This is a genomic window from Maribacter arcticus (genome assembly GCF_900167935.1).
Classification (GTDB): domain Bacteria; phylum Bacteroidota; class Bacteroidia; order Flavobacteriales; family Flavobacteriaceae; genus Maribacter; species Maribacter arcticus.
Genome location: NZ_FUYL01000002.1, coordinates 334,658 through 360,799 on the forward strand (window position 1 = coordinate 334,658; position 26,142 = coordinate 360,799).

General features: G+C 35.4%; 22 protein-coding genes. 16 read left to right on the top strand and 6 right to left on the bottom strand.

Translation table 11 applies throughout. The features are described 5' to 3' along the window. The first annotated feature begins 54 nt into the window (after window positions 1-54). The 6 genes from pheS to B5X55_RS04345 all read left to right on the top strand — a co-directional run bounded on the left by pheS (window position 55) and on the right by B5X55_RS04345 (window position 7,982). Window positions 55-1,074: a phenylalanine--tRNA ligase subunit alpha gene (pheS, locus tag B5X55_RS04320; RefSeq protein ID WP_079511376.1), complete on the top strand. Its 1,020-nt coding sequence runs from the start codon at window positions 55-57 to the stop codon at window positions 1,072-1,074. 9 nt (window positions 1,075-1,083) lie between these two features. Then, the gene (locus tag B5X55_RS04325; RefSeq protein WP_079511377.1) at window positions 1,084-1,479 is read left to right on the top strand and encodes a hypothetical protein; all 396 of its coding nucleotides are present in this window, start codon (window positions 1,084-1,086) and stop codon (window positions 1,477-1,479) included. 242 nt (window positions 1,480-1,721) lie between these two features. After that, window positions 1,722-2,204 carry a GbsR/MarR family transcriptional regulator gene (locus B5X55_RS04330; protein WP_079511378.1) on the top strand — a complete coding sequence of 161 codons (483 nt, stop codon included), beginning with the start codon at window positions 1,722-1,724 and terminating at the stop codon, window positions 2,202-2,204. 99 nt (window positions 2,205-2,303) lie between these two features. Then, entirely contained in the window at window positions 2,304-3,389 is a 1,086-nt protein-coding gene (locus B5X55_RS04335; RefSeq protein WP_079511379.1) for an efflux RND transporter periplasmic adaptor subunit, read from the top strand. 35 nt (window positions 3,390-3,424) lie between these two features. After that, window positions 3,425-6,571: an efflux RND transporter permease subunit gene (locus B5X55_RS04340; protein ID WP_079511380.1), complete on the top strand. Its 3,147-nt coding sequence runs from the start codon at window positions 3,425-3,427 to the stop codon at window positions 6,569-6,571. A gap of 7 nt (window positions 6,572-6,578) precedes the next feature. Continuing rightward, complete coding sequence (locus tag B5X55_RS04345; protein WP_143814399.1) at window positions 6,579-7,982, top strand: TolC family protein; 1,404 nt, start codon at window positions 6,579-6,581, stop codon at window positions 7,980-7,982. Between the two features lie 172 nt (window positions 7,983-8,154). Here B5X55_RS04345 and B5X55_RS04350 read toward each other — a convergent pair whose 3' ends face one another. After that, a complete protein-coding gene (locus B5X55_RS04350; RefSeq protein WP_079511381.1) occupies window positions 8,155-8,622 on the bottom strand; it encodes a CYTH domain-containing protein in 468 nt (155 codons plus the stop codon). A 52-nt stretch (window positions 8,623-8,674) separates the two neighbouring features. Between B5X55_RS04350 and dinB the strand changes: the two genes are divergently transcribed. The 6 genes from dinB to B5X55_RS04380 all read left to right on the top strand — a co-directional run bounded on the left by dinB (window position 8,675) and on the right by B5X55_RS04380 (window position 17,082). Beyond that, entirely contained in the window at window positions 8,675-9,778 is a 1,104-nt protein-coding gene (gene dinB, locus B5X55_RS04355) for a DNA polymerase IV (protein ID WP_079511382.1), read from the top strand. A gap of 109 nt (window positions 9,779-9,887) precedes the next feature. After that, window positions 9,888-10,313, top strand: coding sequence for a hypothetical protein (locus B5X55_RS04360; protein ID WP_079511383.1), 426 nt, complete (start codon window positions 9,888-9,890; stop codon window positions 10,311-10,313). A gap of 147 nt (window positions 10,314-10,460) precedes the next feature. After that, window positions 10,461-11,546, top strand: a complete 1,086-nt coding sequence (locus B5X55_RS04365; protein WP_079511384.1) for an efflux RND transporter periplasmic adaptor subunit — start codon at window positions 10,461-10,463, stop codon at window positions 11,544-11,546. 22 nt (window positions 11,547-11,568) lie between these two features. Beyond that, window positions 11,569-14,811 (top strand): efflux RND transporter permease subunit, encoded by a 3,243-nt coding sequence (locus B5X55_RS04370; RefSeq protein ID WP_079511385.1) that lies wholly within the window; start codon window positions 11,569-11,571, stop codon window positions 14,809-14,811. Then, on the top strand, window positions 14,804-16,255 hold the full coding sequence (locus tag B5X55_RS04375; protein ID WP_079511386.1) for a TolC family protein: 1,452 nt from the start codon (window positions 14,804-14,806) through the stop codon (window positions 16,253-16,255). The genes B5X55_RS04370 and B5X55_RS04375 overlap by 8 nt, the downstream gene beginning before the upstream one ends. Before the next feature lie 302 nt (window positions 16,256-16,557). After that, window positions 16,558-17,082: a PAS domain-containing protein gene (locus tag B5X55_RS04380; RefSeq protein WP_079511387.1), complete on the top strand. Its 525-nt coding sequence runs from the start codon at window positions 16,558-16,560 to the stop codon at window positions 17,080-17,082. Window positions 17,083-17,150: 68 nt separating this feature from the next. Here the strand turns inward: B5X55_RS04380 and pyk are convergent, their stop codons facing one another. The 5 genes from pyk to B5X55_RS04405 all read right to left on the bottom strand — a co-directional run bounded on the left by pyk (window position 17,151) and on the right by B5X55_RS04405 (window position 21,510). After that, window positions 17,151-18,593: a pyruvate kinase gene (pyk, locus tag B5X55_RS04385; RefSeq protein ID WP_079511388.1), complete on the bottom strand. Its 1,443-nt coding sequence runs from the start codon at window positions 18,591-18,593 to the stop codon at window positions 17,151-17,153. Between the two features lie 2 nt (window positions 18,594-18,595). Beyond that, window positions 18,596-19,060 carry an IPExxxVDY family protein gene (locus tag B5X55_RS04390; RefSeq protein WP_079511389.1) on the bottom strand — a complete coding sequence of 155 codons (465 nt, stop codon included), beginning with the start codon at window positions 19,058-19,060 and terminating at the stop codon, window positions 18,596-18,598. Window positions 19,061-19,175: 115 nt separating this feature from the next. Then, a complete protein-coding gene (gene rnc, locus B5X55_RS04395; protein WP_079511390.1) occupies window positions 19,176-19,910 on the bottom strand; it encodes a ribonuclease III in 735 nt (244 codons plus the stop codon). A gap of 7 nt (window positions 19,911-19,917) precedes the next feature. Continuing rightward, window positions 19,918-21,168, bottom strand: a complete 1,251-nt coding sequence (gene fabF, locus B5X55_RS04400; RefSeq protein WP_079511391.1) for a beta-ketoacyl-ACP synthase II — start codon at window positions 21,166-21,168, stop codon at window positions 19,918-19,920. A gap of 108 nt (window positions 21,169-21,276) precedes the next feature. Beyond that, window positions 21,277-21,510 carry an acyl carrier protein gene (locus B5X55_RS04405; protein ID WP_008269813.1) on the bottom strand — a complete coding sequence of 78 codons (234 nt, stop codon included), beginning with the start codon at window positions 21,508-21,510 and terminating at the stop codon, window positions 21,277-21,279. Window positions 21,511-21,799: 289 nt separating this feature from the next. Here B5X55_RS04405 and purN point away from each other — a divergent pair, with 289 nt between their 5' ends. The 4 genes from purN (at window position 21,800) to B5X55_RS04425 (ending at window position 25,996) form a co-directional block, all read left to right on the top strand. Then, window positions 21,800-22,375 (top strand): phosphoribosylglycinamide formyltransferase, encoded by a 576-nt coding sequence (gene purN / locus B5X55_RS04410; protein WP_079511392.1) that lies wholly within the window; start codon window positions 21,800-21,802, stop codon window positions 22,373-22,375. After that, on the top strand, window positions 22,375-23,010 hold the full coding sequence (locus B5X55_RS04415; protein ID WP_079511393.1) for a ribonuclease H1 domain-containing protein: 636 nt from the start codon (window positions 22,375-22,377) through the stop codon (window positions 23,008-23,010). The genes purN and B5X55_RS04415 overlap by 1 nt, the downstream gene beginning before the upstream one ends. A 115-nt stretch (window positions 23,011-23,125) precedes the next feature. Continuing rightward, window positions 23,126-24,052, top strand: coding sequence for a PfkB family carbohydrate kinase (locus B5X55_RS04420; protein WP_079511394.1), 927 nt, complete (start codon window positions 23,126-23,128; stop codon window positions 24,050-24,052). A 45-nt stretch (window positions 24,053-24,097) separates the two neighbouring features. Continuing rightward, window positions 24,098-25,996: an amidophosphoribosyltransferase gene (locus tag B5X55_RS04425; protein ID WP_079511395.1), complete on the top strand. Its 1,899-nt coding sequence runs from the start codon at window positions 24,098-24,100 to the stop codon at window positions 25,994-25,996. Window positions 25,997-26,142: the final 146 nt, after the last annotated feature.

Below are 26,142 nucleotides of genomic sequence, written 5' to 3' on the forward strand. Positions count from 1 at the left end.
AAACATATTCTACCTGTTTTAAAAGTTTTAAATTTGCCGCTTTAATCAACATGTATGATTGATAAGATAAAGGAACAGATTTCTGAAGTGAATGCTTTTACAACTGATAATTTAGCAGATGTAGAAACGTTTAGAATTAAATATTTAAGTAAAAAAGGAATTTTAAATGACTTTTTTGCCGAGTTCAAGAATGTTCCAAATGAACAGAAAAAAGAATTCGGTCAAACGATAAACGAATTAAAGCAGGCTGCTACCGAAAAAGTAGAAGCTTTAAAAGAAACGCTAGAGAACAGAAACTCTGATGAAAAGGTGTTTGGTGATTTATCTCGACCAGGAAACCCTATAGAGCTTGGTTCACGCCACCCTATTTCTATTGTGAAAAATCAGATAATTGATATTTTTTCAAGAATTGGTTTCAATGTATCAGAAGGTCCAGAAATTGAAGATGACTGGCATAATTTTACCGCATTAAATTTGCCCGAATATCATCCGGCACGTGATATGCAAGATACTTTCTTTGTTCAGACCGACCCAGATATTCTGTTACGTACGCATACCTCATCGGTTCAAGTACGATATATGGAGAACAACAAACCTCCTATACGAACTATATCTCCAGGTAGAGTTTATAGAAATGAAGCAATTTCAGCAAGATCACATTGTTTCTTTCATCAAGTAGAAGGTTTGTATATTGATAAGGATGTTTCTTTTGCCGATTTAAAACAAACACTACAATATTTCACTACCGAACTATTCGGAAAATCTAAAATTAGACTTAGACCATCTTATTTTCCGTTTACGGAACCTAGTGCAGAAGTTGATGTTTATTGGGGTTTAGAGACAGAGACCGATTATAAAATGACTAAAGGTACTGGTTGGTTAGAAATTATGGGTTGCGGTATGGTAGACCCTAATGTGCTTAAAAACTGTGGTATCGACCCAGAAGTATATTCCGGTTTTGCCTTTGGTATGGGTATTGACCGTATAGCACTATTGTTACATCAAATTTCAGACATACGATTGTTAAGTGAAAATGATTTGCGTTTTCTAGAGCAATTTAGAAGCGCTCTTTAATATCAACTTGTGAAAAAAGATATTAAAATACCTGTTGCCAAAGATGTTTATGTTGCCATTATTCGTGAATGGAACGAAGAATTTTTGGACAAAGACTGGAATGCCTATATCATTAACAGCCGAGTCACACCTATAGAATTGATAATGGTTGTTTCAAAAGGATATGAAGGTAATCGTAAAACCTCTATTATGAGGCATTCTATTGGTGAAGTAGCTGCTAAATCGTATAAGAAGATTGAAGTAGTTCAAGGTGATGTACTTGCATTAAACAATGAATTCTACGTCACGTATTATGCGGATAATAAATTATTTGAAAAACGATTTCTTTTCGAACAGAATAGTGTGAAAGAAAGTAATCTTATTACCATTCCCATTTTAGATAAGGAGGGAATCTACGCGAAATAAACTGCTCTTTATGTAAACTTTTTTAGATTCTTGGTTTTTCTCAGGACCTCCAATAGTAAAACCATGCTTATCACAAGGAATTTTATCTAAATAAGAAAACAGACGAATCGTTTATTAACAATAAGCCATCTTAGGCTAATAAGTACTCTAACAAAATTTTAACGCTTCTTAAATAATTTTAGGTTCTTTTGGTTTGTTTCTTTCCGAACTAACAGTACCTTTGCCGTGGTAATTTTATTATTATGAGTAAAGAAGAAATAAAAAATAAGTTAATTGAAGAGCTTGGGGTTCATTTTGAATCTGAGTATGACCTACCGCCATTAGCTGCTAGAATCTTCGCTAACTTGGTTGTCACAGATGAAGACGGACTAACTTTTGAAGATTGTCTACTTAAAAGAGGTGCTAGTAAAAGTTCAATATCAACATCACTCAATCTATTACTACAAATGGATTTTGTAAACTATTTTACAAAGTCAGGAGATCGTAAGCGCTATTTTAAAATAGCTGAAAAGAATACGTTCTTCATTAAAAAGCTAGATCGTTCATTGAAAAAATTAGAAAAGGAAAGCGAAATGCTTCATAAACTTGGAGAATATAATGAACAATATCGACCAGAAAAACATAAAGAAAACAAAAATAAAAGAATTACGTATACCAAATGTATAGCCGACATGACCACAACTCTAAAAACGACCATTGCTGAACTAAAACAACAACAGTCATAATTTTTTATTCGTCAGGTTCGTTTTTTACCGAACATTCTGAATTTACAAAACCTTAATAAGGCTCAATCAATAATTTAATACAACAAACATCCCTCCAAAATGAAAAAGTTATCAATTATAGGAATAATAAGTGCTACCCTTCTTTTGAGTTCCTGCTTTGGAGCATCTGAAAAATCAGCACAAGGAGCTGCTGTATCACCTCCGCCAAGTTTAAAAGTAGGAGAATTAAAAAAGCAAGACCTTACCGTGTTTAGCGAATTTTCCACTACTCTAGAAGGTAAACAAAATGTAGAAATTTGGCCAAAAGTATCTGGTTTTGTAAAGGAAGTTTATGTAGAAGAAGGTCAGAAAATTAAAAAAGGTCAACTACTTTTTAAATTAGAAACTCAAACTTTAAATCAAGATGCTAATGCTGCAAAAGCATTGGTTAGTGTTGCAGAAGTTGAAGTAAACAAACTAAAACCGCTAGTTGAAAAAGATATTATTAGCGAAGTACAACTTGAGACCGCAAAGGCAAAACTTGAGCAAGCAAAAGCAGGCTACCAGAGTATTGCATCAAATATTGGTTACGCTAGAATTACTAGTCCGGTTAATGGGTACATCGGTGAAATTCCCTTTAAAATAGGTGCTTTGGTTAGTGCTGCTATGGGCAAGCCATTAACTACAGTTTCTGATGTTAGTGAGGTTCGTGCGTATTTCTCTATGAATGAGAAAGAGCTTCTAAAACTTAAAGAGTCTATGCCGAAAAATGATAAAAACTTTTTGGATATTGAAAAGGCTCCGAGTGTGACCTTAGTTATGATAAATGGCGAAGAATATGCTGAGCCTGGTAAGATTGCTATGATAAATACTATCATAAATAGTACTACCGGTAGTGTAACTGCTAGAGCTGATTTTGATAATAAGAATAATTTATTAAGTAGTGGTAATACTGGAAAAATTAAAATTCCAACAATATTCAAGAGTGCATATGAAATTCCTCAGGTAGCAACAATTGACCTTCAAGGTAAGAAACTAGTTTACATATTAAAAGATGATAATACCGTTACCACTATGCCTATTGAAATAGTCGCGAATACTCAAAAAGGGTTTATCGTTGAAAAAGGAATTGAAGAAGGAACTACTATTGTTCTTGAAGGCGTAACTAAAATAAAAGACGGAATGACCATTAGTCCGGTTAAGTAAGAGTCCGCTATTCATTATAATACATAAATAGAGAAATGTTTCAAAAATTTATAGATCGTCCCGTCCTATCTACGGTGATATCGATTATCATAGTTATTCTAGGTATTTTAGGTTTAACTACACTACCTATTGAACAATATCCTGAAATCGCACCTCCAACAGTGCAGGTTACAGCTTCATACACAGGGGCAAACGCAGAGACTGTACTTAATAGTGTTATTACACCACTTGAGGAACAAATTAATGGTGTAGAAGGCATGTTATATATGACTTCTACTGCGAGTAACGATGGTGCTGCTACCATAAATGTATTTTTTGAACTAGGTACAGATCCAGATATTGCGGCAGTAAACGTACAGAACAGAGTAGCTCGTGCCAATAGTGTTTTGCCACAAGCTGTAGTACAAACTGGTGTAATCACCCAAAAATCGCAAACTAGTGCACTTATGTTCTTTTCATTATTCTCAGACAATGAAAATTACGATGCCACATTTGTTGAAAACTACGCAAGAATCAACTTAGTACCCAAATTACAACGTATAAAAGGGGTTGGTAACGTTACAGTTTTTGGTGCCAAAGATTACTCCATGAGAATATGGTTGAACCCCCATAAAATGGCAGCTTACAACCTTATGCCATCCGATATTCAAAATGCACTTAGAGAACAAAACCTTGAGGCGGCTACTGGTAAAATCGGTGAAAATGCCGATGGTGTTTTTGAATACGTGTTGAAATATAAAGGACGTCTTTCAGAAGTAGCCGAATATGAAGATATCATTATTAGAGCTCAAGAAAACGGACAGTTCTTGCGTGTTAAAGATGTTGCGGAAGTTGAATTGGGTGCCTTCAATTATGGCACTAAAAACGAAGGTATGGGTAAACCCGGTACCGTTCTTGGTATATTTCAAACATCTGGTTCAAATGCAAATGATATTATTAATTCCATTCAGACCATTTTAAAAGAAAGTAAGCAAGATTTTCCTAAAGGGATGGATTATGTGATTCCTTTTAACACTAAAGATTTTTTAGACGCTTCTATTGGGCATGTCGTGCAAACCCTTATTGAAGCATTCTTATTGGTGTTCATTGTAGTATTCCTATTTCTTCAAGATTTTAGGTCTACTTTAATACCAGCCATTGCAGTACCTGTAGCGATAATAGGTACATTCTTCTTTCTCTCGTTATTTGGTTACTCCATTAACATGTTAACCCTTTTCGCTATGATACTGGCTATTGGTATTGTGGTCGATGATGCCATTGTAGTGGTCGAAGCGGTTCATGCTAAGATGGAAGAAGGTGCTACGAACGCAAAAATTGCCACCAAATCGGCTATGTCAGAGATTTCTGGAGCCATCATATCAATTACATTGGTAATGTCTGCCGTATTTATTCCAGTTTCTTTTATTAGTGGTTCTTCAGGGGTTTTCTACCAACAATTCGGTATCACTTTAGCAATTGCTATTCTTATTTCAGCAGTAAACGCGTTGACGTTGAGTCCGGCATTGGCTGCACTTTTTTTAAAACCGCATAATCCATCCGAAGAACATAAAAAAGGCATTACCAAACGATTCTTTTCTGCTTTTAACACTGGTTTTAATGCTATGACTGATAAGTACGTTAGGTCAGTGAAATTCATTGCTAATAGAAAATGGATTACCATCGGATCACTGGTAATCTTTACAGCAATAACCATTTTATTATTTAATACAACACCTGCTGGTTTTATTCCAAATGAAGATAGAGGCCTTGTTTTCGCTGATATTAGTTTACCACCAGGCACAACATTAGAACAAACACAATTAACGGTAAAGAAACTTGATTCTATTTATGCTTCAATGGACATCATAGAAGCTAGAATGAATATTACAGGTTTTAGCTTGTTAAACAGGGTAAATGGTGGTTCTTATGCCTTCTCTGTACTTAGACTTAAGAACTGGAGTGAAAGAACAGACCCATCACAATCTGTAGATGCCGTGGTTGGTAGTCTTTTCGGTAAAACTGCTGGTTTAAGGGATGCGAAAGCCTTTTTCTTTACACCTCCTAGTGTTCAAGGTTTTGGTAACTCTACAGGTTTTGAGATGAACTTACAGAGTAAAGATGCCGATGATTGGCAGACTGTGGGTCAAACTACGAACGAGTTTTTGGCTGCATTAAATGCAAGACCCGAGGTGCAATATGCTATTACTCAGTTTAACCCAAACTTCCCACAATATGAAGTGCAAGTAGATGTCGAGAAAACTAAAACTGCTGGCTTAGCCGTAACAGATGTTTTCAGCGCAATGCAAGGGTACTATGGAGGTTTGTATACTACTGACTTTAATAAGTTTGGTAAGCAATACCGTGTTATGATTCAATCAAAACCTGAAGACAGAGCTAATGAACAATCACTTAATCATATTTTTGTGACCAACGGAAATGGTGAATCGGTTGCTGTATCTCAGTTCGTTTCGTTAAAGAAGATCTATGGGCCTGAAATCGTAAGTAGATTTAATCTTTTAAGCTCAGTTAAAATTAATGGCGCCATGAACCCTGGTTATTCTACTGGTGATGCCATTAAAGCAATTGAAGAGGTTACCGCTCAGGTTTTACCTACCAATTACACCTACGAATATTCGGGCCTTACCAAAGAAGAAAACAGCGCAGGTAGTCAAACTATCATCATATTTATTCTGAGTTTGGTATTTGTATACTTCTTATTAAGTGCTCAGTATGAATCGTACATCTTACCGTTTGCTATACTCCTTTCATTACCTGTGGGTATTGCAGGCGCAATCGGGTTTATAAACTTAGCAGGCCTTGAAAACAACATATACTTTCAGATTGCTCTAATCATGCTGATTGGTCTACTATCTAAGAATGCTATTCTAATTGTGGAATTTGCTCTTCAACGTAGAAAGCATGGTATGTCTATTCTAGAATCGGCTTTAGACGGTGCAAAGGCACGTCTTAGACCTATTTTGATGACTTCATTTGCCTTTATTTTTGGTTTAATGCCACTGGCTTTATCAACAGGTATTGGTGCGATTGGCAATAGGTCTATTGGTATGAGTGCAGTTGGTGGTATGTTGATAGGTACCATTTTCGGGGTATTTATTATACCGGCGTTATATGTCATTTTCCAAACCCTACAAGAGCGTATTACTGGTGCTCCACAAGAAACTATTGAAGAATCAAAGAATTAGAGAAATCATGAACAAATTCATAACTAATAAACTTATACTGGTAGCCTTACTCCCGCTTTTGCTGTCGTCTTGTTTTACAGCAAAGACATACGAGCGCCCAGAAGTAGAAATAGAAAATCTGTATAGAACCGATAATTTGCCACAAGACAGTGTGTCTTTTGCATCAGTTTCTTACAAAGACCTTTTTACTGATTCACATTTAAAAACGTATATACAAAGGGGACTTGACAACAACCTAGATATTCGTATCGCATTACAAAGTATTGCAGCTGCCGAGGCATATGTTAAACAGGGTAAGGCAGGATATTTACCTACCTTAAATGGTGCGGTTACCGCAACAAGAACGGCAAGAACTAGTGAAAATGGACAATTCGGAAGTTTCTTCACACAGCCTTTTAACCAATATGAAACTTCAGGTACTATTTCTTGGGAAGCTGATATTTGGGGCAAAATTAGAAGCTCTAAACGAGCAAGTGATGCAAGCTACCTTAAAACTGTAGCGGCTCACAAAGCTGTAAAAACTAGTCTAGTGGCACAAATTTCCATTACTTATTACCAAATATTAGCTTTAGACCAACAGATTTCGGTAACAGAGGAAACTATAAAAAACCGTTCTAAAAGTTTGGAAACTATTATAGCTCTTAAAGAAGCAGGGCAAGCCAACCAGGTTGGTGTAGACCAAACTGCCGCACAACTTTATAGCGCGCAAGGTCAATTATTAGACCTTAAAAACTCATTGTATAAAACAGAAAACACCTTTAGTATTTTATTAGGTGAGCAACCGCAGTCGTATACACGTAGTGCGTTAAACGAGCAGTCATTGGCAAATGAAATGAAACTTGGTGTGCCGGCCCTCTTACTTCGTAATAGACCCGATATTATGCAAGCGGAATACAGTTTAGTCAGTAGTTTTGAATTGACCAATGTTGCTAGAAGTAATTTTTACCCGTCTATTAAGCTTTCGGCACAAGGCGGACTTCAAAGTTTGGCACTTGATAACTGGTTAGATTCGAGCTCTATTTTTGCCAATCTTGTAGGCGGACTTACGCAACCTATTTTAAATGGCAGAAAGATAAGAACGGCCTATGAAGCTGCCAAAGCGCAACAAGAGCAATCTTTATTAAACTTTAAAAAAGCGCTTTTAATCGCTGGAAAAGAAGTGTCTGAAGCATTATATGATTACAACAATTCGGTTGAAAAAGAAGTGTTTGTAGCCAAACAAGTGGCAGCCTTAAAAAGAGCTGAAAGTAATTCTGAAGAATTATTGAATAACGGGTACCTAACGTATTTAGACCTGTTAACTGCCAGAGAAAATTCCTTAAACGCTGAAATTAACCTGATTAATAACAAGTTTACACAATTGTCTGCTACTGTAGAACTATACCGTTCTCTTGGAGGTGGATGGCAATAGAGATGTGTAAATGATTCATGCAGGGAATAGACTTAAATTACAAAGGGTAATACTAAAAGAAGCAAAAAACTTAAGACTTACCTTTTTTTAGTAATTTGGTAACCTGAGTTCAATAAATTAAGTTTAAGTATACTTTGCAAACACGACAATTAAACCCTTATAATATAAAAGTCTACCATTTCTTAAAAGGCTTTTTACTTAATTGAGAATTGTAATATTTAACCTCACCTGTAACTTCCTTTCCCAACCAATCAGGTTTTTGAAACCTTTCATTTTCAGAATTTAATTCTATTTCAGCTACAGTTAATCCTTCATTATCACCATAAAATTCATCAACCTCATACACATGATTTTCTGAGACAATTTCATATCTGCATTTCTCAAGAATTCCTTTTTCACATAACTCCAGCAAATTATCTGCGTCTTCTACAGAAATTTCCTTTTCCCATTCAAATCTAGAGGTACCCGCTTCGTTAGATTTGCCTTTTACGGTAATGAATCCTACATCCCCTTTTATTCTTACTCTAACCGTTCTGTTGGCATCGGTATTTAAAAACCCTTGAACTATTCGTGTTTTAGACTTTGCTAAAGACTTATAAGAATCTGATTTTACCAAAAATTTACGCTCAATTTCTATCATATGATTCGATACATCTACTATCCTTAAACTAAGATAAGTCTTAAATTTGCTTATGCCCAATGAAATGCCTTTACGGAAAATTATCCACGTCGACATGGATGCATTTTATGCATCGGTTGAAGAATTGGATAATCCTGATTTAAAAGGGAAGCCGTTGGCTGTTGGAGGCAGCGAAAAGAGAGGTGTTGTTTCTGCTGCAAACTACGAAGCTCGTAAATTTGGTGTGCGAAGTGCCATGAGCGGTTATATTGCTAAAAAAAACTGTCCGCATATTACCTTTGTAAAACCAAGGTTTGAACGTTATAAAGAGATCTCTAAAAAAATTAGGTCCATCTTTTTCGAGTATACTGATTTAGTCGAACCTTTATCTCTTGATGAAGCGTACCTAGATGTTACGATAAATAAAAAAGGGAATCCTTCGGCAACCTTATTAGCAACTGAAATTCGGCAACGAATTCTGGAAGAAACAGGCTTGAATGCATCCGCAGGAATATCTATCAATAAATTCATTGCTAAAGTAGCTAGTGATATTAATAAGCCCAACGGGCAAAAAACAGTAAACCCTGAAGAAGTAATTTCATTTTTAGAAGCTCTTGATATTCGTAAATTTTATGGTGTGGGTAAGGTTACTGCCGAAAAAATGTATCAATTGGGCATTTTTACAGGTAACGACCTAAAGACTAAACCCATTGAATTCTTAGAAGAAAAATTCGGTAAGGGTGGCAGCTACTATTATAATGTGGTTAGAGGAATTCATACTAGTGAGGTTAAACCTCATCGTATTCCAAAATCTGTAGGTGCAGAACGAACGTTCAATGAAAACTTAAGCAGTGAAATATTCATGTTAGAGCGTTTAGAGCGGATTGCGGAAGAGCTTGAACGAAGACTTAAAAAAGCTGCTATTGCTGGCAAAACCATTACTCTTAAAATAAAATATAGTGATTTTACCCTAAACACAAGAAGCAAAACAATACCATACTTCATTGCGGACAAAACTCTTATTCTAGAAACAGCGAAAGAATTATTGTATCAAGAAGAGTTACAAAACTCAGTTCGACTATTGGGTATTTCGCTTTCTAACTTAAATACTGATAGTAAGGCTATTAAAAAGATTGATAATAAATCAATATTAGTGCAATTAAAGTTCGATTTCTGAGTATTCAACCCTCAATTGACCACTTTTATCTAATAATTATAAATGTTAACAAATATTAACGTGCTTTACTTGTGCATCCCGTTTGGCTAGAATAATTTTGACCCCTTAAATGAAAAAGAGTTTATTAAAATTTCTTCTTTCTATCTGCATACTTCTTTCAAGTATATGCAGTCCTCTATTTGCTAACTTCAATATAGAGAATACTTCATTACACACCATTGCTTACCAAAACACCTTATCCACAAATACGGATCTTACCTCAAACGTTCACAATCAGAATGCTATCATAAGTGGCACTTCAGATAAAGTTGACAAGGTATTGGAAATTGATGCCGCTGAGATTGAAGAAGAGGAAAGTGAAAATACATTTTTCAAAAAAGGCGAAAAAGTATACTATACTTCTGCATCGTTTTACCTTTTATCAATTTTATTTTTATTTAGTTACTTAAAAAACAGCACCAAACTACTGATGCTGTTTACAATTTACCCTTTGGTCAATAGGCGTTTTGTCCTATACCAAGTATTTCGTTTATAATTAATTTTTGGGCCATTAGTTAATAATGCCTACAACTCCACTTTCGATATACTTCAGTAATCTAATAAGCGCTGATAATATCAAAAAAATTAATGCGTTTCCGCATTTCTAAAAATTCATAGTACCAATCATTTTAATTTAAAATTTATGACCAAGAGAACTCTCCTGTTTGCCTCAGTGTGTGCCTTGTTTTTGTATACAAGTTGCGAATCAAAAAAAGAGAAAAAGGAAGAACACGCCAAATTCCTAGTTACAAGTCCTATTAAAAAGGATACATCAATTACAAAAGATTATGTAAGCCAAATACACTCTATACGGCATATTGAAGTAAGAGCTCTTGAAAGGGGCTATTTAAAACAAATTCATGTTGATGAAGGCCAATTCGTTAAAAAGGGCCAGCAGATGTTCAACATTATGCCTAACATTTACGAGGCAGATTTACAAAAAGCAAGAGCAGAAGCGAAAGTTGCAGAAATTGAGCTACAAAATACTCAGTTATTATTAGATGGTAATGTTGTATCAAAAAATGAGTTGGCCATGGCCAAAGCAAGTTTTGACAAAGCTAATGCAGAGGTTTCCTTAGCACAAACCCATTTAGGGTTTACAAATATTCGTGCGCCATTTGATGGTATTATGGATCACTTACATGTACGAGAAGGAAGTCTATTAGATGAGGGCGAATTATTGACCACCTTATCCGATAACTCTAAAATGTGGGTTTATTTCAATGTGCCAGAAGCTGAGTACTTAGATTATATCATCAGTACTGACAAAGACACCAAAAAAGAAGTTGGTCTGTTAATGGCTAATAATAAGCTATTTGATCAAGTGGGTATTGTTGAAACCATTGAGGGTGAATTCAACAATGCAACAGGTAACATCGCTTTTAGGGCAACTTTTCCTAATCCTGATAAAATACTAAGACACGGTGAAACTGGAAGTATTCTTATGACGGTTCCTTTAAAAGACGCATTGATTATTCCGCAAAAGGCAACTTTCGAGATTTTAGATAAAAAATTCGTGTTTGTTGTTGACAAAGACAATGTAGTAAAACAACGTGAAATCTTCATTGGTGCAGAAATGTCCAACTTATTTGTTGTAACCAAAGGCTTAACTGAAAAGGATAGAATTATTCTTGACGGTATACGTATGGTTAAAGATAATCAAAAGATAGAATCTGAATTTGTATCACCTAAGAAAGTGCTGTCAAGTTTAGACCTATACACAGAATAACAATATCCAAATACATTAAGATATGTTCAAAAGATTTATACATAGACCAGTATTGGCTATTGTTATTTCGGTAATTATAGTTTTTACAGGGTTATTGGCAATCAAACAATTACCAATATCCCAGTTTCCTGAAATTGCCCCTACAACGGTGAATATTTTCATCGCTTATCCAGGTGCAAGTGCAGACGTGCTTATTAATTCAACTATTATTCCTTTAGAAACCGCTATTAACGGGGTACAAGGAATGCGATATGTTGCTTCAGATGCTACAAGTGCTGGAGAAGGAACATTACGTATCATTTTTGAACCTGGCACAGATCCCGACCAGGCTGTAGTAAGGGTGAAAACTAGAGTAGATCAAGTAATGCCCAATTTACCAGAATTGGTACAGATGGAAGGTGTTGTAATTACTCCTGTGCAGCCCAGTATGTTAATGTACGTAAACCTGTATAGTAACAATGAAGATGATAATGAGCTTTTTCTATATAACTATGCGTATACCAAAATCGTACCTGAGATTCAACGAATTGATGGTATCGCAAGTGCCCAGATATTAGGAAGTCGAAAATATGCCATGCGTGTTTGGTTAAAACCTGACCGTATGCGTGCCTATAATGTTTCTGCAGAAGAAGTGATGGAGGCTATGCAAGAACAAAGCATAATCGCCAGGCCAGGAAGATTGGGAGGCAGTTCTGGTAAAAAATCGCAATCATTAGAATATGTTCTTACCTATGAAGGTCGATACAATGAGCCTGAACAGTATGAAAACATTATCGTTAGAGCCAACGAAGAAGGTGAAATTCTAAAATTGAAAGATTTAGCAGATGTTGAATTGGGTAGTGAATTCTTTGATATATACTCCAATTTAGATGGGCATCCTTCTGCTTCTATGATTCTAAAACAGACTGTAGGTAGTAATGGTAAAGATGTTATCGATGCTGTAAAAGTTAAATTAGAGGAACTAAAAGTAGATCTTCCTCCTGGTTTAGATTATCAAGTAAGTTATGATGTATCGAACTTTTTAGATGCCTCTATCGATAAGGTTTTGCACACACTAAGAGATGCCTTCATTCTTGTGGCAATAGTTGTATTTCTCTTTTTAGGAGATTGGCGTTCTACATTAATACCTATTATAGCGGTACCCGTTTCTTTAATCGGATCGTTCTTTGTCATGCAGATGTTCGGGTTATCAATTAACCTAATTACCCTATTCGCATTGGTATTGGCTATTGGTATTGTTGTAGATAACGCAATTGTCGTCGTGGAAGCCGTGCACGTAAAAATGGAAGAAGAAAACCTATCACCATACAAAGCCTCTTCTGAAGTTTTGGGTGAAATTGGTGGTGCCATCGTCGCGATAACCTTGGTAATGGTTTCGGTATTTATTCCCATTTCATTTATGTCTGGCCCTGTTGGGGTTTTCTATAGGCAGTTTTCAATAACTATGGCAGGATCAATCGTAATTTCGGCTATAGTTGCCTTGACCCTTACCCCTGTTCTTTGTGCTATGATGTTGAAAAACAATCATGGTAAGCCAAAACGTAAATCTCCCATCGATAAATTCATTGACTGGTTCAATAAAGGATTTGAGCGCCTTACAGGAAGTTATGTAAAGCTTTTAAATAAAATAGTAGCGAGAAGAGTGGTAACCTTTGGACTCCTAATCGCTTTCTGCGTAGCTATATTCTTTACCAATGAATCACTTCCTGCTGGATTTATACCCAACGAAGATCAAGGTATGATTTATGCGATTATTCAAACACCACCAGGTGCAACGCTAGAACGTACCAATGATGTTGCAAGAAAATTGCAGAAAATTTGCGAAGAAATGGAAGGTGTGGAATCAGTTTCCTCATTGGCCGGTTATGAAATCATGACAGAAGGTAGGGGCTCTAACGCTGGTACTTGTTTAATAAACCTTAAACCATGGGGCGAACGTGAACACTCTGTACACGAAATTATGGAAGAGCTTGAAGAGGAAACGAAGGACTTAGGCGCTGTAATCGAATATTTCGAACCTCCTGCAGTACCTGGTTTTGGTTCTTCTGGCGGATTCTCAATGCGTCTACTAGATAAAACCGAGAACACTGATTATCATGTATTCGAAAAAATCAATAACGATTTCATGAAAGCCTTAAGCGAGCGTGAAGAATTAACAGGTCTATTTACTTTTTACTCTGCTAATTACCCGCAATACGAATTGAAAATCAATAATAAGATTGCCATGCAAAAAGGTGTAAGCATCGGTAAGGCAATGGAAAACCTTAACATTTTAATAGGTAGTACCTATGAGCAAGGTTTTATTCGTTTTGGTAGATTCTTTAAAGTGTATACGCAGGCTGCACCTGAATATAGAGCACTACCTTCAGATTTAGAAAAATTGTTCGTTAAGAATGAAGAAGGTGAAATGGTACCTTATTCAGCATTCATGTCTATGGAGAAAAAACTGGGCCCTAATGAGATTACCAGGTACAACCTTTATAATTCTGCTGCTATTAACGGATTACCAGCTACTGGTTTCACAACTGGTGATGCCATTAACGCTATTAAAGAAGTAGCTAAAGAAACCTTACCTAGAGGCTATGATATTGCCTGGGAAGGTTTATCGTATGACGAGGCCAACAGAGGTAGCGAATCATTATACATTTTTATCGTGGTATTGATATTCGTTTATTTCGTGCTTGCCGCTCAATACGAAAGCTTTCTACTACCATTCGCTGTAATACTTTCTTTACCAGCAGGTATATTTGGCTCATTCTTACTATTAAAAATGACGGGATTGGCAAACGACGTTTATGCCCAAATTGGTGTAATTATGCTCGTAGGTCTTTTAGGTAAAAATGCGGTTTTAATTGTAGAGTTTGCGGTTCAAAAACAAAGACAAGGTGCAACTGTTTTAGAAGCTGCAATAGAAGGGTCTAGAGCAAGGTTCAGGCCAATTTTAATGACATCGTTTGCATTTATTGCAGGATTAATTCCTCTAATAGTTGCATCAGGTGCCGGTGCCATAGGTAACCGAACTATTGGTGGTTCTGCTCTTGGCGGTATGCTTATCGGTACAATTTTCGGGGTTATAGTAATTCCTGGACTCTACTATGTATTTGCAAAACTTGCCGAAGGACGTAGTCTTATTAAAGATGAATCATTCGAGCCTATTTCTGAAGAATTCATGAGAGCTAGTGAAGGTGAAAGCAAAACCAAACAAGCAATCAAAGAATTAAAGAAAATGATTAAAAAACTAACCAAAAGAGAAAACAATGATTAATAGTATAAAATTCTTTATGAAGCGTAGTAAACTGCTTTTGGTGCTAATACTAAGCGTTAGTGTTTTTTACTCTTGTGTTCCAACAAAAGAACTTAAACAAGAAAATAAAAAGCTACCGTCGCAGTATGCGCAACAATCGACTGATACGACTAACAGTGCAATCATTCAGTGGAAAGATTTTTTCAAAGAGGATAACTTGATAAAGCTTATTGACACAGCATTGGTTAATAACCAAGAGTTGAACATCATGTTGAAACAAATTGATGTAGCTCAGAATGAAGTTAAAGCTAGAAAAGGAGAATACTTACCTTTTATTACTTATGGCGCAGGAGCCGAGGTTGAAAAAGTTGGTGAGTACACCCGTAATGGCGCTGTTGAAAAAAATCTGGAAATAAAGGAAGGGGAAGAATTTCCTGAGCCACTAACAGATTACTCTGCAGGAATTTTTGCCTCATGGGAGCTTGATATCTGGAAAAAACTGCGTAATTCTAAAAAAGCAGCCGTTCTAGAATATCTCTCCAGTATAGAGGGTAAAAATTTCATGGTAACTAGAATCATTGCAGAAATTGCAGATTCTTATTATGAGCTTTTGGCGCTAGATAATCAGTTGGCATTTATTGAGCAAAATCTTGAATTACAAGGAAATGCCCTTAAAATGGTGCGCTTGCAAAAAGAAGCTGCCCGTGCTACTGAACTTGCTGTTAAAAGGTTTGAAGCAGAGGTCTTTAAAAACCAAAGCCATAAGTTTGAGGTACAACAAGAAATTGTTGAAATGGAAAACAAACTCAATTTTTTAATTGGGCGTCAACCTCAACATATTGCTCGTAATTCAGCAGGTTTTATCGAAACACAGATGGACACTATTTACTCGGGTGTACCTTCACAGTTACTGCAAAACAGACCTGATATTAGACAAGCGGAATATGAATTGGAAGCAGCCAAGCTTAATATCAAAGTCGCTAGGGCAAATTTTTATCCTAGCATAGGTATAAAAGCTGGCATTGGGTTACAGGCTTTCAATCCAAAGTATTTAACAGCTACTCCAGAATCGCTTATGTACAGTGCTATGGGTGATATTGTAGGGCCATTAATTAACAGAAATGCCATAAAGGCAAACTACAATACGGCAAATGCAAAACAAGTACAAGCTGTTTTTGAGTTTGAAAAGGCAATTTTAAATGGTTATATAGAAGTTGTGAATCAGCTTTCTAAAATAGAGAATCTTAAAAAGAGCTATGATTTAAAGGAAAATCAAGTGAAGGCTTTGACAGAATCTATTGATTTATCTACGCGATTATTTCAATCAGCAAGAATTGAATACATTGAGGTTCTGTTAACGCAACGTGAAGCTTTAGAATCAAAAATGGAGTTAGTGGAAACTAAAAAAGACCAATTAATGGCAAGAGTAAATGTTTACCAAGCTTTAGGCGGTGGATGGAATTGATAAACTTATTTCAACTTTCTAATTAATACATAAACCCTAATAGCAAAATTCTATTAGGGTTTGTTTTTATACAATAATTGTACCCTAAACAGACCATTTAAACTTGGGTTAGTCCCCAATTTTAAAGTTTTTTCATTGAATTTATGTTCAACTTTTTAATTGTAATTTAAGTTATTAGTGAAATTATATTAAACATTTGTGTTAATCCTAGCTTAACATTATTGCTGTTTTAAACGTTTTTTTAGCTTTATAGCAAATTGCTGTGAAAAAGAAAATTTACCCATTACCCTTAGCTAGATTACATGATAGATTTAAAAGATTACGATAATGCCGTAATCAAGTTTAGAAAAAGTTTAAACTATACTGTTTTACCAGTGCTTTCATGGGATTTCTTTGCTAAAAATCTTGAAAGTATTAAAAGTTCTGATGAGGACATGATTGCTCTTATGAATTTAGGGTCATTAAATTCTTGGAATATAGATACTGAAGTTTTGGATGAGAGATTGAAAGTCAATAAGAATGTAGTAGTCGTAACCGACACTAATTTAAATATTGTTTTTGCTACAAAAAATATTTGGGAGATGAATCAATATCACCCTAATGAAATTTTAGGTAAAAATCCTAAAATGTTTCAAGGCATTAAAACCTCAAAATCTACTCTAAAAATAGTCTCTGAAGCGGTTAAGACCAATAAGCCATTCGAAGTTACGGTAGTTAACTATCGTAAAGATGGTTCTACCTATAACTGTTGGATTCAAGGTCAACCAGTCTTTGACCAAAAAGGAAAGGTGGTTAATTTCATTGCCTTTGAAAAAGAAGTTGCTTAAATAAATAATAAGACAATAAAAAGGGGTCACTTTTCAGTGACCCCTTTTTACTCATTTCTATAGAACGACTAAATATCGCCAGATTCTATCTCAGTTACTCTTAGTGTATTAACCATACCTTTATCTTTCATAGGCATCGCAGCAAGACTTACTAACATGTCGCCAACTTCTATGTATCCTTTTTTGAATGCCATACGGTTTACATCATCAATCGTATCATCAGTAGAAACATTCTTATCATAATAAAAAGCTTTTACTCCCCATAAAAGGTTCAATTGAGTAAGTATTCTTTTATTCGATGTAAATACAAGTATGTGTGAACTTGGTCTCCATGCTGAAATTTGAAAAGCAGTATAACCACTATTGGTCAAAGTCGAAATTGCCTTAGCCTTTATTTCATTTGCCATTAAGGCAGCATGATAACATATAGATTTTGTGATAAATCTTTTTGTACGAATATGTGGTGGATCATGAGGTACATGAATTAAATCTGAATTTTCAACACTTTTTAGAATACTTGACATTTTCTCAATCACTTCAACTGGATAATTACCCACCGAAGTTTCACCAGATAACATTACAGCATCTGCACCATCCATAACTGAATTGGCAACATCATTTACCTCTGCTCTAGTCGGGGTAAGACTAGTAATCATGGTTTCCATCATTTGTGTTGCAATAATTACAGGAATTCTAGCTTTTTTAGCACGTAGTACTAATTGCTTCTGAATTAAAGGAACTTCATGAGCAGGAACTTCAACACCTAAATCTCCACGAGCAACCATAATTCCGTCACAATACGCTATAATTTTATCTATATTCTCAACCGCCTCTGGCTTCTCAATTTTTGCTATAATTGGAATTTTATAGGCAGAATGTTTATTTATGATATTTTGAAGGTCAATCAAATCTTGACTGAAACGAACAAACGAAAGTGCAATCCAATCCACTTCTAGTGAAATTGCAAATTCGGCATCCTTAATATCCTTTTTTGTAAGTGCTGGTAAAGAAATATTAGTGTTCGGTAAATTTACCCCTTTCTTAGATTTTAATGGACCACCTTGTATAACCTTTGCCAGTACCTCATCTTCGCCATTAGTTTTCACTACTTCGAACATTAACTTACCATCATCTAATAAAATGCGTTCCCCAGCTTTAACATCTCTAGGAAATTTCTCATAGTTCATGTAAACTCTTTCAGCAGTACCCTCAAAAGGTTTACCGGTAACAAATGTTATTTCATCACCAGGACTAACTACTACATCACCTGCCATTACGCCTACACGTAATTTAGGTCCTTGTAAATCTGCTAAAATGGATGTGTTCGTATCCAATTCTTCGTTTAATTCACGTATCATCTTAACGCGCTCGGCTACATCATCATAATCGGCGTGAGAAAAATTTATTCTGAAGACATCTACTCCTGCATTGATCATGCTCCTGAGTACCTCTTTCTTGCTAGTTGCAGGCCCTAATGTGGCTACAATTTTCGTCTTTTTTAAAGTTGGCATTTTTAAAATATTAAATTGTTCTTTGATTTTAGTTTTTCTGTACTTATCTCATACGCTGCCATAACTCTTTGCAACATAAGTATATTTTTAATTAACGAGCTTGTATCGAATTCCTTCTCTGTTTCTATTTTTAATAGATAATCAACATCCTTATATTCAGGTATAAGCCTTGGTTTAGTAAATGTTGTTTCGTTCTGGAATAAATCATTATTGGGGATAAGTTCTTGTTCGCTACTGTGATTTGCAACTAATACCCAATACATGTCATGAAATTCGTCATCCCATTCAAAAATTGGAAATGATTTATTTTCAGCAAGATTAAAATCCTTTCTTGCTCTTACAAATTTTGCTTTTAAACTTTGATTTAATCCATAGACTAAAGCATAATCGTCTAAAGTAGTATGTAAAGCTATTAGTATAAAAGATTCATCATAAAAATCATCGTTTATTTTATAAATAGCTGCCATACTCCAAGAAAAGCGTAAATATAAAACTAATAAGCTTTAAAGCCTAGTTTCACAAATTGATATAACTGCTATATAAGTTATTAAAATGTTAGCATTTTACGATTTCGGCTGAAGATTAATTCTCCATCTTGTCTTGAAGTGCAAAAAATGCTCTTTTTGAAGCTCTCTCTTCTGCCTTCTTCTTTGAAGTTGCCCTAGCTTTCGCCACCACATTACCTCCAATAGAAAGTTTAACGGCAAAATGTTTTAAAGTATCATTTCCTGTGTCTTCATAAACATCGAAATCAAATGTTTTCTTTTGCTTTTGACACCACTCAATAACTAAACTCTTATAACTTATAACTCTGCCCTCTAATTGCTCAATATCAACATAAGGCTCTATTACCCTCTTTTTAATGAACTTATCACAGTAATTATAGCCTCTATCTAAATAGATTGCACCTACCAGTGCTTCAAAAACATTACCATGTATGTTTTCACCGAAGTGTGATTTAGGAATTCTACTCTCTACAAAATTGATTAACCTTAAATCTTTACCAAGCTCATTAAGATGCTCTCTACTTACTATTTTAGACCGCATTTTGGTAAGATAACCTTCATCACCCTCGGGTACTTCATTATACAAATACTTCGAAATTATGGTACCCAACATAGAATCGCCTAAGAATTCTAATCGTTCATAATTCATAGCATTCCCTTTATCGTCCTTTTTATTCATTGACCTATGTAAAAAGGCTTTTTTATAGAATGACAATGTTTTGGGTTTGAATCCTAAAATTTTGGTTACCCCCAAAAAAAAATCCCCATCCTCTTTAGGATGGGAATTAAATAAGTTTGTGGGAAAAGACATAAAATTATTAATCTAATTTTTTAAAAACCACACATGCATTATGGCCACCAAAGCCAAATGTATTACTCATGGCTACTTTCACATCTCGTTTCTGAGCCTTGTTTAAAGTAAGATTTAAACTAGGGTCGATATTCTCATCTACCGTAGTATGATTTATTGTAGGTGGCACAATACCATGTTCCATAGATAAAATTGAGGCAATGGCTTCAATAGCCCCAGCAGCGCCCAATAAATGTCCTGTCATAGATTTTGTAGAATTTATATTTATATTTTTTGCGTGCTCACCAAATACTTTAGTAATCGCTTTTAATTCTGCTACATCACCAAGTGGTGTAGAAGTACCGTGAGTATTTATGGCATCTACATCTTCTATAGATAGACCAGCATCTCTTAAACAGTTCTCCATTACTCTTACCACTCCGATTCCATCAGGGTGAGGTGCTGTCATATGATAAGCATCACTTGACATTCCGCCACCTGCTACTTCAGCATATATTTTTGCTCCTCTTGCAATTGCATGCTCATATTCTTCTAGAACCAATGCGCCAGCGCCTTCGCCTAACACGAAACCATCTCTGGTTGCATCAAAAGGCCTTGAAGCCGTTTCCGGACTTTCATTTCTAGTAGATAATGCGTGCATTGCTCCGAAACCACCCATACCTGCAATAGTAACTGCAGCTTCACTACCTCCTGTTACGATTACATCGCAATGTCCTAAACGTATATAGTTTAAGGCATCTATCATTGCATTGGCCGAAGAGGCACAAGCAGAAACAGTCGTATAATTAGGCCCCATAAAACCATGCTTTATGGAAATATTTCCTGGTGCAATATCTGCAATCATCTTTGGAATAAAGAATGGGTTGAATCTAGGGGTACCGTCTCCATTAGCAAAATTCATTACTTCATTCTGAAAAGTTTCTAAACCTCCAATTCCTGCTCCCCAAATAACTCCAACACGAAATTTATCGACTTTATCTAAATCTAATTTAGAATCAAGGATAGCCTCATCAGAAGATATTAGGGCATACTGCGCAAATCTATCCAACTTACGACCTTCCTTTCTTTCAAAATGATCTTCGATGTTGTAGTTTTTCAACTCACACGCGAATTTAACTTTGAACTTTTCTGTATCGTAATAGGTTATTGGTGCAGAGCCGCTTTTACCGCTAACTAATGCATCCCAATATTCCTCAATATTATTACCTATTGGGGTAAGTGCCCCCAATCCTGTAACTACAACTCGCTTTAACTGCATTTAACTTCTTATTTGTTTAAATCTAAACCAAGCGTAAATTAAAAAAAATTATCCATGCGGAGCATTTACCACATGGATAATTTGAATTCTATTTAAGAATACATGATTTTACTTCGCTTCTTCTATATAGCTGATGGCTTGACCAACAGTTGCGATATTTTCGGCTTGATCGTCTGGAATTTGAATATCAAATTCTTTTTCGAATTCCATTATCAACTCTACTGTATCCAATGAATCTGCGCCTAAATCGTTAGTAAAGCTAGCTTCCGTTACCACTTCGTTTTCATCAACTCCTAATTTATCAACGATGATAGCTTTAACTCTTGATGCAATGTCTGACATAATAATATTTGTTTTAAAAATTTAAATTGTAGGCAAAAATAAAAAACTTTGGTTTAATTACACTAATTGTCGTTAAAATGTATTGTAATTTAATAAAATTAAATACAAGTGCTGTAATTTTACCATATTAATATTTTATTTCGGTAACGTTGAAAAAGGGTATTGAAAGAGGTGAGTTATTAGAACTATAAATGATAATCGTTTTTTTCTAAATCCTGACTAGCTTCTTGTTTACTATTTTTACTCCGAACTTAATTAGTTGATTGCCCTCTTTTAAAGACCATTTCTATTGAAAACCAAACAAATTATTCTTTTTGCCTCAGGTTCTGGGTCGAATGTCGAAAACATTGCCAACTATTTTAAATTGCGAAAGGACGTCACTATATCCTGTGTATTAACTAACAAAAGCGATGCCAAAGTCATTGAACGTTGTAATAGACTTGAAATAAATGCCCTTTATTTTAACCGACAGGCATTTTCAAAAAGCGATTTCGTTTTACAAATGCTGCAATCACTTAACCCTGATCTTATTGTATTAGCTGGGTTTCTTTGGAAAATACCTGAACCAATCACCAATGCTTTTCCGAATAAAATTATCAATATACATCCTGCCTTACTTCCAAAATATGGCGGTAAAGGCATGTATGGCATGAATGTTCACAACGCAGTATTAGAGAATAAAGAACCAGAAACTGGCATTACCATACATTATGTTAATGCACATTATGATGAAGGTGCCATAATACATCAAGCAAAAACTTCTATTAGCCCTAAAGACAGTGCTGATGACATTGCTTCAAAAGTGCACCAATTAGAATATGAGTATTTCCCTAAAGTTATTGACGATATATTATTCAAAAAGTAATGGCCAAAAAAGGAAAGTTCTATGTAGTTTGGAAAGGAAAAAAACCAGGAATCTATGATTCTTGGAAAACATGCAAAGCAGCAATCACAGGTTATGCAGGTGCAGAATATAAATCTTTTGAAAGCTTTACTATTGCCCAAAAAGCTTTCAATGGTAATTATGACGACTATAAAGGAAAGAAAAAAGAAACATCTTCATTGTCAAAAGAAGAGCTCCTAAAAATAGGTTTACCTAACTACCATTCAATTTCAGTGGATGCCGCATCTAGTGGAAATCCAGGGGTTATGGAGTACCAAGGTGTAGATACTAAAACCGGCAAAAAATTATTCAAACAAGGTCCTTTTCCCCAAGGCACCAACAACATTGGTGAGTTTTTGGCTCTTGTACACGGCCTTGCCTATTTAAAGGAACGTAACAGTGACCGTATTATTTATACCGATTCGAGAACGGCCATGAGCTGGGTTCGTAAAAAAAACTGTAATACCAAACTGACAGAATCAGCTAAAAACAAAGATTTGTTCGAGCTTATACGAAGAGCTGTCGAATGGCTAAAAAATAATCCTTACGATACCCCTATTGTAAAATGGGAAACAAAAGCATGGGGTGAAATTCCTGCTGATTTTGGCAGGAAATAATTGGCATTTTATTTTCTAAATACCCTTTTAACAATTATTCCTTTGAGTAAACGTTAATCCGTTTTAATTCGCCTTTCAAATCCTTATATTTGCAGCTTAAAATTTTTACATTTTTATGGGCAAACTTTTAATCGTAGGAACTGTCGCTTTTGACGCCATTGAAACACCTTTTGGCAAAACAGATAAGATATTAGGCGGTGCCGCCACTTTTATTGGCTTGGCAGCTTCACAGTTTGGTGTGGATTCGGCCATTATCTCTGTAGTAGGTGATGATTTTCCTCAAGAATATTTAGATTTATTGACCGATAGAAAAATCGATATCTCTGCCCTAGAAATTGTAAAAGGTGGTAAAACATTCTACTGGAAAGGACTATATCACAATGATTTAAATACGCGAGATACGTTAGCAACAGAATTAAACGTGCTGGCAGACTTTAAACCTGTAGTTCCAGAAAGTTACAATGATGCCGATGTTGTCATGTTAGGCAATCTTCACCCTTTTGTACAACTAAGTGTAATTAATCAATTAAAAAAACGACCAAAACTTATCATCTTGGACACCATGAATTTTTGGATGGACAATGCTTTAGATGAATTAATGGAGGTCATTAAGCATATAGATGTTTTAACTATCAATGATGCGGAAGCCAGACAGTTGACTGGAGAGTACTCTTTGGTTAAAGCTGCTCAAAAAATATTTACAATGGGTCCTAAGTATGTGGTTATTAAAAAAGGAGAACATGGTGCTTTATTATTTCATAAAGACCAAATCTTTTTTGCCCCTGCACTACCTTTAGAGGAAGTTTTTGACCCAACTGGAGCTGGTGATACATTCGCTGGAGGATTTGCAGGATATTTAGCTGCCAGTGAGGATAGTTCTTTTGAAAACATGAAGAAGGCTGTTATACATGGGTCTAATTTGGCTTCGTTCAGTGTTGAAAAATTTGGCACGGAAAGAATGCTCAAATTAAATCATAAAGAGATTAAGGAAAGACTGCATCAGTTTAAAAGACTGACTCAGTTTGATATCGAATTACAATAAACCCCTAGCCCCAAATTATTGGGGTTTTTTTAATACCAAAAGGTAATGAGTGACGCTATTAAGCATGAATGTGGTATTTCTGTAATACGGCTACTAAAGCCATTAGAGTATTACAAGGAAAAGTATGGAACAGCATTTTATGGTGTAAATAAAATGTATTTAATGATGGAAAAGCAACACAATCGAGGTCAAGATGGTGCAGGTTTCGCAAGCATTAAATTAGATGTAAAAGCAGGTGAGCGATACATGAGCCGTGTACGATCGTGTGAGCAACAACCTATACAGGATATTTTTGCACAAATTAATGATCGTATTAATAAGGAGTTAAAAGAGCATCCTGAATACGAAGACAATGTTGCGCTTCAGAAAAAACATATACCATATATAGGGGAATTACTTCTTGGTCACGTACGTTACGGAACTTTTGGTAAAAACAGCATAGAAAGCGTACACCCTTTTTTAAGACAAAACAACTGGATGCACCGTAACCTTATTGTGGCAGGTAATTTCAACATGACCAATGTACATGAGCTGTTTGATAATTTAATTCAGTTAGGGCAGCATCCCAAAGAAATGGCCGATACCGTTACTGTAATGGAGAAGATTGGTCACTTTTTAGATGATGCAGTTGCCAAATTATACAAACAAATAAAAAAAGAAGGCTTTACAAAACAACAGGCTTCCCCTATCATTGCCGAGCGTTTAAAAGTTTATAAAATATTAAGAAGGGCCGCAAAGAATTTTGATGGTGGTTATGCTATGGCTGGCTTGTTAGGTCATGGTGATGCCTTCGTATTACGCGATCCAAACGGAATTAGGCCTGCTTATTATTATAGGGACGATGAGGTTGTTGTAGTTGCATCAGAAAGACCAGCGATACAAACAGTATTCAACGTGCCTTATGAAGAAGTAAAAGAACTTGATCCAGGCGCAGCTATTATCATTAAGAAAAATGGAACTAGTGCTATAAAACAAATTCTAGAACCGAAAGAAAGAAAAGCATGTTCTTTTGAACGCATCTATTTCTCTAGAGGCAGTGACAAAGAAATTTATCAGGAGAGGAAAGCCTTAGGTAAATTGGTTTTTCCTCAAATTCTAGAAGCTATCGATGAAGATATCAAGAATACGGTATTCTCATATATCCCAAATACAGCTGAAACGTCTTTTTACGGAATGGTAAAAGAGGCACAAAACTATTTGAACAAGAAAAAAGAAGAGCAAATACTAGCATTAGGCCCGAATATAACTGGCGAACAACTGCACGAAATTTTAGAGGTTCGACCTCGAATTGAAAAAGTGGCTATTAAGGATGCTAAACTTCGAACCTTCATAACTCAAGATAGTAGCAGAGATGACCTTGTTGCTCACGTGTATGACATATCGTACGGATCTGTTAAAGAAGGTGATAATCTTGTAATTATAGATGACAGTATTGTTAGAGGCACAACCCTTAAAAAAAGTATTTTAAGAATCCTGGATCGACTATCACCAAAGAAAATAATAGTTGTCTCATCTGCGCCTCAAATAAGGTATCCTGATTGTTATGGTATTGATATGGCTAAATTAGAAGATTTTATAGCCTTCAAAGCGGCATTAGCATTACATGAAGACCATAATTCAATGCACATTGTAGAAGGAATTTATAAAAAATGTTTGACCCAAGTACAGAGTAAGGACAAAGATGTAGTTAATTATGTTAAGGATTTCTATACACCATTTTCTGCGAAACAGATTTCAAAGAAAATAGGAGAGCTTTTGAGTTCCGAAGATATTAATGCTGAAGTAACTATAATATACCAGACAATTTCAAGCTTACATGAAGCTTGTCCTAAAAATTTAGGAGATTGGTATTTTACAGGCAACTACCCCACACCTGGTGGAAATAGGGTTGTTAACAGAGCTTTCATTAATTTTTATGAAGGAAATAACGAACGAGCATACTAAATAAATCTTCGATGAAATGCATAGTTTTTATGTATTTCATCGTCAAAAAATGTATTTCATCGATAGAATAGTCGAAATAAACTAACCAGCTTTACTTTTAAAGTTACCATAGCATAAGTAGGTTAAGTTCATGGTAAGATTTGGGG

What these genes read in the sequence shown, in the direction of transcription:
- pheS (WP_079511376.1), top strand. Translation starts at nt 55, where the DNA reads ATGATTGATAAGATAAAGGAACAGATTTCTGAAGTGAATGCTTTTACA.
- B5X55_RS04330 (WP_079511378.1), top strand. Translation starts at nt 1,722, where the DNA reads ATGAGTAAAGAAGAAATAAAAAATAAGTTAATTGAAGAGCTTGGGGTT.
- B5X55_RS04335 (WP_079511379.1), top strand. Translation starts at nt 2,304, where the DNA reads ATGAAAAAGTTATCAATTATAGGAATAATAAGTGCTACCCTTCTTTTG.
- B5X55_RS04340 (WP_079511380.1), top strand. Translation starts at nt 3,425, where the DNA reads ATGTTTCAAAAATTTATAGATCGTCCCGTCCTATCTACGGTGATATCG.
- B5X55_RS04345 (WP_143814399.1), top strand. Translation starts at nt 6,579, where the DNA reads ATGAACAAATTCATAACTAATAAACTTATACTGGTAGCCTTACTCCCG.
- B5X55_RS04350 (WP_079511381.1), bottom strand. Translation starts at nt 8,622, where the DNA reads ATGATAGAAATTGAGCGTAAATTTTTGGTAAAATCAGATTCTTATAAG.
- dinB (WP_079511382.1), top strand. Translation starts at nt 8,675, where the DNA reads ATGCCCAATGAAATGCCTTTACGGAAAATTATCCACGTCGACATGGAT.
- B5X55_RS04360 (WP_079511383.1), top strand. Translation starts at nt 9,888, where the DNA reads ATGAAAAAGAGTTTATTAAAATTTCTTCTTTCTATCTGCATACTTCTT.
- B5X55_RS04365 (WP_079511384.1), top strand. Translation starts at nt 10,461, where the DNA reads ATGACCAAGAGAACTCTCCTGTTTGCCTCAGTGTGTGCCTTGTTTTTG.
- B5X55_RS04370 (WP_079511385.1), top strand. Translation starts at nt 11,569, where the DNA reads ATGTTCAAAAGATTTATACATAGACCAGTATTGGCTATTGTTATTTCG.
- B5X55_RS04375 (WP_079511386.1), top strand. Translation starts at nt 14,804, where the DNA reads ATGATTAATAGTATAAAATTCTTTATGAAGCGTAGTAAACTGCTTTTG.
- B5X55_RS04380 (WP_079511387.1), top strand. Translation starts at nt 16,558, where the DNA reads ATGATAGATTTAAAAGATTACGATAATGCCGTAATCAAGTTTAGAAAA.
- pyk (WP_079511388.1), bottom strand. Translation starts at nt 18,593, where the DNA reads ATGCCAACTTTAAAAAAGACGAAAATTGTAGCCACATTAGGGCCTGCA.
- B5X55_RS04390 (WP_079511389.1), bottom strand. Translation starts at nt 19,060, where the DNA reads ATGGCAGCTATTTATAAAATAAACGATGATTTTTATGATGAATCTTTT.
- rnc (WP_079511390.1), bottom strand. Translation starts at nt 19,910, where the DNA reads ATGTCTTTTCCCACAAACTTATTTAATTCCCATCCTAAAGAGGATGGG.
- fabF (WP_079511391.1), bottom strand. Translation starts at nt 21,168, where the DNA reads ATGCAGTTAAAGCGAGTTGTAGTTACAGGATTGGGGGCACTTACCCCA.
- B5X55_RS04405 (WP_008269813.1), bottom strand. Translation starts at nt 21,510, where the DNA reads ATGTCAGACATTGCATCAAGAGTTAAAGCTATCATCGTTGATAAATTA.
- B5X55_RS04415 (WP_079511393.1), top strand. Translation starts at nt 22,375, where the DNA reads ATGGCCAAAAAAGGAAAGTTCTATGTAGTTTGGAAAGGAAAAAAACCA.
- B5X55_RS04420 (WP_079511394.1), top strand. Translation starts at nt 23,126, where the DNA reads ATGGGCAAACTTTTAATCGTAGGAACTGTCGCTTTTGACGCCATTGAA.
- B5X55_RS04425 (WP_079511395.1), top strand. Translation starts at nt 24,098, where the DNA reads ATGAGTGACGCTATTAAGCATGAATGTGGTATTTCTGTAATACGGCTA.